Here is a 5683-nt window from a genome sequence, read left to right on the forward strand (position 1 = left end):
CCCTCACCCCGCCCACCTCTCCACGTCCCCGGAAGCAGGTGTCCCTCCACCATGTCCAGATTCCGTACCAGACTCGTCGCGGTGCTCGCCGTGGTCGGCCTGGCCGTCACCGCCCCGCCCCCGTCGCCGGCCGCCGCGGCCGGCGGCCCCAACCTCGCCCTCGGCCGGACCGCCTCGGCCAGCAGCACCAACGGCCCGTACACCGCGGGCAACCTCACCGACGGCAACCAGGACAGCTACTGGGAGAGCGGTGGCGCGTTCCCCCAGTGGGCCCAGGTGGACCTCGGCGCCGCCCAGTCGGTCGACCAGGTCGTGCTGAAGCTGCCCGCGGGCTGGGAGGCCCGCACCCAGACCCTGTCCGTGCAGGGCAGCGCCGACGGGAGCGGTTTCAGCACCATCGTCGGCTCGGCCGGGCAGACCTTCAGCCCTGCCAACGGCAACGCCGTGACGCTCACCTTCCCGGCCACCACCACCCGGTACGTCCGGATCGCCGTCACCGCCAACACCGGCTGGCCCGCAGCCCAGCTCGCCGAGCTGGCGGTACACGGCGCCGCCGCCTCGTCGACCAACCTGGCGCTCGGCCGGTCCATGGCCGAGAGCAGCCACGCCGACGTCTACGGCGCCGGCAACGCCAACGACGGCAACGCCGGCAGCTACTGGGAGAGCGCAAACAACGCCTTCCCGCAGTGGCTCCGGGCCGACCTGGGCGCCACGGTCGGCGTCAACAAGCTGGTGCTCAAGCTGCCTCCCGGCTGGGAGGCCCGCACCCAGACCCTGACCGTGCAGGGCAGCACCGACGGCGCCACGTTCAGCCCGATCGTCGCCTCCGCCGGGTACGCCTTCACCCCCACCGGCGGCAACGCCGTGACCATCAGCTTCGCCACCGCCAGCACCCGGTACGTCCGACTGCTCTTCACCGCCAACACCGCCTGGCCGGCCGGTCAGCTCGCCGAGCTGGAGATCTACGGACCGAGCGCCGGGGACACCCAGCCGCCCAGCGCCCCCGGCAACCTCGCCTTCACCGAGCCCGCCGCCGACCAGGTCCGGCTGACCTGGACGGCGTCGACCGACAACGTGGGCGTGACCGGCTACGACGTCTACGCCAACGGCGTCCTGCGCACCAGCGTCGGCGGCTCGACCCTGACCTGGACCGACACCCAGCCGGCCGGCACGACCGTCGCCTACTTCGTGCGGGCCCGCGACGCCGCCGGGAACCAGTCCGCGAACAGCAACACCGTCACCCGGACCGGCAACACCGGGGACACCACCGCGCCGACCGCGCCCGGCAACCTGGCCTACACCCAGCCGGCGGCCGGGCAGATCCGGCTCAGCTGGACCGCGTCGACCGACAACGTCGGGGTGACCGGCTACGACGTCTACGCCGACAACGCGTTGCGCGGCAGCGTCGGCGGCTCCACCCTGTCGTACACCGACACCCAGCCGGACAGTGCCACCGTCTCCTACTACGTCCGGGCGAAGGACGCGGCCGGAAACGTCTCGGCGACCAGCAACACAGTCACCCGCACCGGCAGCACGCCCAGCGGCGGCAACCTGGCCGCCGGCAAGCCGATCACCGCCTCCTCGGTGGTGCACGTCTACGCCGCCGCCAACGCCAACGACGACGACGTGACCACCTACTGGGAGGGCGCGCCGGGGGCGTACCCGAGCACGCTGACCGTCGCGCTGGGCGCCAACGCCAGCATCAGCGCGATCGTGGTCAAGCTCAACCCCGACCCGGTCTGGGGACCCCGGACGCAGACCTTCCAGGTGCTCGGCCGGGAGCAGTCCGCGTCCGGGTACACCAGCCTGGTCGGGGCGGCCACCTACTCGTTCAGCCCGACCAGCAGCAACACTGTGACCATCCCGCTCTCCGCCACGGCCGCCGACGTGCGGCTCCAGTTCACCGCCAATTCCGGCTCGTCCAACGGGCAGGTCGCCGAACTCCAGGTGATCGGCACCCCCGCGCCGAACCCGGACCTGACTGTCACCGGCCTGTCGTCCGCGCCGGCCGCGCCGGTGGAGACCGACCCGGTCACCCTGTCGGCGACCGTCCGCAACGCGGGCACCGCCGCCTCCGCCGCCAGCAACGTCACCTTCTACCTGGGTACGACGAAGGTCGGCACCGCCGCCGTCGGCGCCCTCGCCGCCGGAGCCTCGACCACCGTCTCGGCGAACATCGGGGTCCGCGACGCGGCCACCTACCCGGTCACCGCCACGGTCGACGAGGCGAACACGGTGATCGAGCAGAACGAGTCGAACAACAGCCGGACCGGCTCGCTGACGGTCAGCCCGGTGGCCAGCTCCGACCTGGTCGCCTCGGCAGTCACCTGGTCTCCCGGCACGCCCAGCGCCGGCGCCACCGTCGGCTTCGCGGTGACCCTCCGCAACCAGGGCACCGTCGCCTCGGCCGGCGGGACGCACGGCATCACGCTCACCGTGCTCAACGACACCGGCGGGACGGTCCGTACGCTGACCGGCTCGTACAGCGGCACGATCGCCGCCGGGGCGAGCAGCCCGCCGGTCGACCTCGGCACCTGGACCGCGGCCAACGGTCGCTACACCGTCCGGGTGGCGCTGGCCGCGGACGCCAACGAGCTGCCGGTCAAGCAGCAGAACAACACCAGCGACCGGCCGCTCTTCGTAGGCCGGGGAGCGAACCTGCCGTACGACATGTACGAGGCCGAGGACGGCCGGGTCGGCGGCGGGGCGCAGGTAATCGGGCCGAACCGGACCATCGGCGACCTCGCCGGGGAGGCCTCCGGCCGCCGGGCGGTCACCCTGAACAGCACCGGCGCGTACGTCGAATGGACCACCCGGGCGGCGACCAACACCCTGGTCACCCGCTTCTCCATCCCGGACTCGGCGGGCGGCGGGGGGATCGACTCCACGTTGAACGTCTACGTCAACGGAGTCCTGCACAAGCCGATCAACCTCACCTCGAAGCACATCTGGCTCTACGGCGCCGAGGCCGGGCCCAGCGACTCGCCGGGCGCCGGCGCACCCCGGCACCTGTACGACGAGGCCAACGTGATGCTCGACTCGACGGTTCCGGCGGGCAGCACGATCCGGCTGCAGAAGGACCCGGCGAACAGCACCACGTACGCCATCGACTTCGTCAACACCGAGCTGGTGGCGCCCCGGGCCAACCCGGACCCGGCCCGCTACAAGGTGCCGAACGGGTTCAGCCACGCCGACGTGCAGAACGCCCTCGACGCGGTCCGGATGGACACCACCGGCACCCTGCTCGGCGTCTACCTACCGGCCGGCACCTACGACACCGCCCAGAAGCTCCAGGTGTACGGCAAGCCGGTCAAGGTGGTCGGCGCGGGCATGTGGTACACCCGGTTCCGCACCCCACCGACCCAGCAGAACACCGACGCCGGTTTCGCCGTGCAGTCCTCGGCCAGCGGCTCCTCCTTCGCCCACCTGGCCTTCTTCGGCAACTACACCAACCGGATCGACGGGCCGGGCAAGGTCTGGGGCGAGCTGAAGGACGTCGACAACCTCACCCTGGACAGCGTCTGGGTCGAGCACACCGTCTGCGCGTACTGGGGGGTGAGCGTCAGCGGCCTGACCATCCGGGACAGCCGGTTCCGGGACACCTTCGCCGACGGGGTGAACATGACCAACGCCAGCACCGGCAACACGGTCACCAACACCGAGGGGCGGTCCAACGGCGACGACGCGTTCGCGCTCTTCTCGGCCACCGACCAGGGCGGGTCCACCGGCAACCACGGCAACGTCTTCGAGAACCTGACCGCGACGCTGACCTGGCGGGCGGCGGGCGTGGCCGTGTACGGCGGCTACGACAACGTCTTCCGCAACCTCTACATCGCCGACATGCTTACCTACGCCGGCATCACGATCAGCTCGCTGGACTTCGGCTACCCGTTCGTCGGGTTCGGGGCCAGCCCGCCGACGCAGTTCCAGAACATCTCGCTGATCCGGGCGGGCGGCCACTTCTGGGGCGCGCAGACCTTCCCGGCGATTTGGGTCTTCTCCGCCTCGAAGGAGTTCCGCGGCATCCGGGTCTCCGACGTCGACATCGTCGACCCGACATACTCGGGGATCATGTTCCAGACGAAGTACACCGGCGGCCAGCCGGAGAACCCGATCACCGACACGGTCTTCACCAACGTGTCGATCTCCGGGGCCCGGCGCAGCGGTGACGCGTTCGACGCCAAGTCCGGCTTCGGGATCTGGGTCAACGAGATGCCCGAGGCGGGCCAGGGGCCGGCGGTCGGCTCGGCCACCTTCACCAACCTGCGACTGACCGACAACTACCAGGACATCCGAAACACCACCAGCACGTTCACCATCACCCGCAACTGACGGCGTGGCCGACGCCGCCGGAAGGGGGAGGCCCTTCCGGCGGCGTCGCCGGCCACCGTGTCGTTGCCGCCCGGTCAGGTAATCAGGCCGGTGACCTGCCAAACGCACGCCAGCGTTGCCTGCCTGCCGTGTTACCAGCAGTTCGACGGTCACTGGCTGGCTTGCGCCATGGTGGGCCGGGCGAGCAGTGATCAGGTGAAGGTACTAGCCGATCCCATTCGCGGTCGGGCACGGTGGGCAGCCCACGCACTCGTGTCGGCGTACGGGTCAACGTGCCAGCCAGGTACGGCTGAACGCGCATAGCGTCCTGCAGGTAGACGATGCGATGAGCGGAGGCAAATCCGACGCTCCAACCGGTTGCGAAGCCGAGCAGCGGACCCGGCGAAATCCACGAGACTGTCGGCGCCGTCGTGAGGATCAGTAACCAGCGATGCGGCATCGACCGGGCGCCACATCCGCTTCCGATGAGCGGACGTCAAGACGATGCCGGGCACTACCCGCCGGGTCATCGTACTAGCTGCGTGGGCTGTATACGTAAAGCCAGATCTCTCGACCCTCGTCGTCGATTCGGGCTCACTGGACTCCCGAATGTAGTGGGCATGGACACCGTCGGGATCGTCATCCCACGGCTCAAGGTCCCACTCATCGTCAAGAGTCGGCCGCTGCGCCACAACCTACCCAGGGGCGGGCCCGTGGAGACGACGAAAGACCCCGCTTCTATGGTGGACCGATGGCGTCGGTCAAGCAGATCCAAGTCACCTTCGACTGCGCAGAACCTGAGCGCCTCGCTCGTTTCTGGTGCGAGGTGTTGGGGTACGTCGTACCGCCGCCGCCGGAGGGGTTTGCTACTTGGGACGATTTCGATCGCGCGCTGCCGCCTGAGCATCAGGGTTCAGCGTTCGCATGCATTGATCCCTCAGGCGTGGGCCCGCGACTGTTCTTCCAGCGCGTTCCCGAAGGCAAGGTCGTCAAGAATCGGCTGCATCTTGACGTGCGGGTCGGCACCGGGCTCGTGGGTGAAGAGCGCCTGGCCGCACTTGAGGCCGAATGCGCACGACTGGTCGCGTTCGGCGCGGTACGCGTGCGACTACTGCCTGCCGATGGCGACAACGAGTCGTGCCTCGTGATGCAGGACATCGAGGGCAACGAGTTCTGTCTCGACTGAGTGGCCGCGAACGTGGCACCTTCGCGAGTCGACTGGTGCAGTTCGCCATCACGAGGGTCGCCGTCCCGCGGCGCGCCAACGGTCCTGATCCAGAACCACCCCTCGGTGTCCACGGGCTCGGCGCGGATCGCCCGCCCCGACACCAACAACCCCTCCCCGCCGGGGCCGGCCACGACGGGGAGGGGT

2 protein-coding genes are annotated in these 5683 nt (G+C 69.9%); both read left to right on the forward strand.

Going from position 1 to position 5683, the window contains the following annotated elements; genetic code table 11:
- Positions 1 to 51 precede the first annotated feature (51 nt).
- Entirely contained in the window at positions 52 to 4332 is a 4281-nt protein-coding gene (locus tag DKT69_RS06260; protein ID WP_109800628.1) for a galactose-binding domain-containing protein, read from the forward strand.
- A 730-nt stretch (positions 4333 to 5062) separates the two neighbouring features.
- On the forward strand, positions 5063 to 5497 hold the full coding sequence (locus tag DKT69_RS06265) for a VOC family protein (RefSeq protein WP_109800629.1): 435 nt from the start codon (positions 5063 to 5065) through the stop codon (positions 5495 to 5497).
- The last annotated feature ends 186 nt before the right edge of the window (positions 5498 to 5683 follow it).

The organism is Micromonospora sicca, assembly GCF_003172935.1.
Taxonomy (GTDB): domain Bacteria; phylum Actinomycetota; class Actinomycetes; order Mycobacteriales; family Micromonosporaceae; genus Micromonospora; species Micromonospora sicca.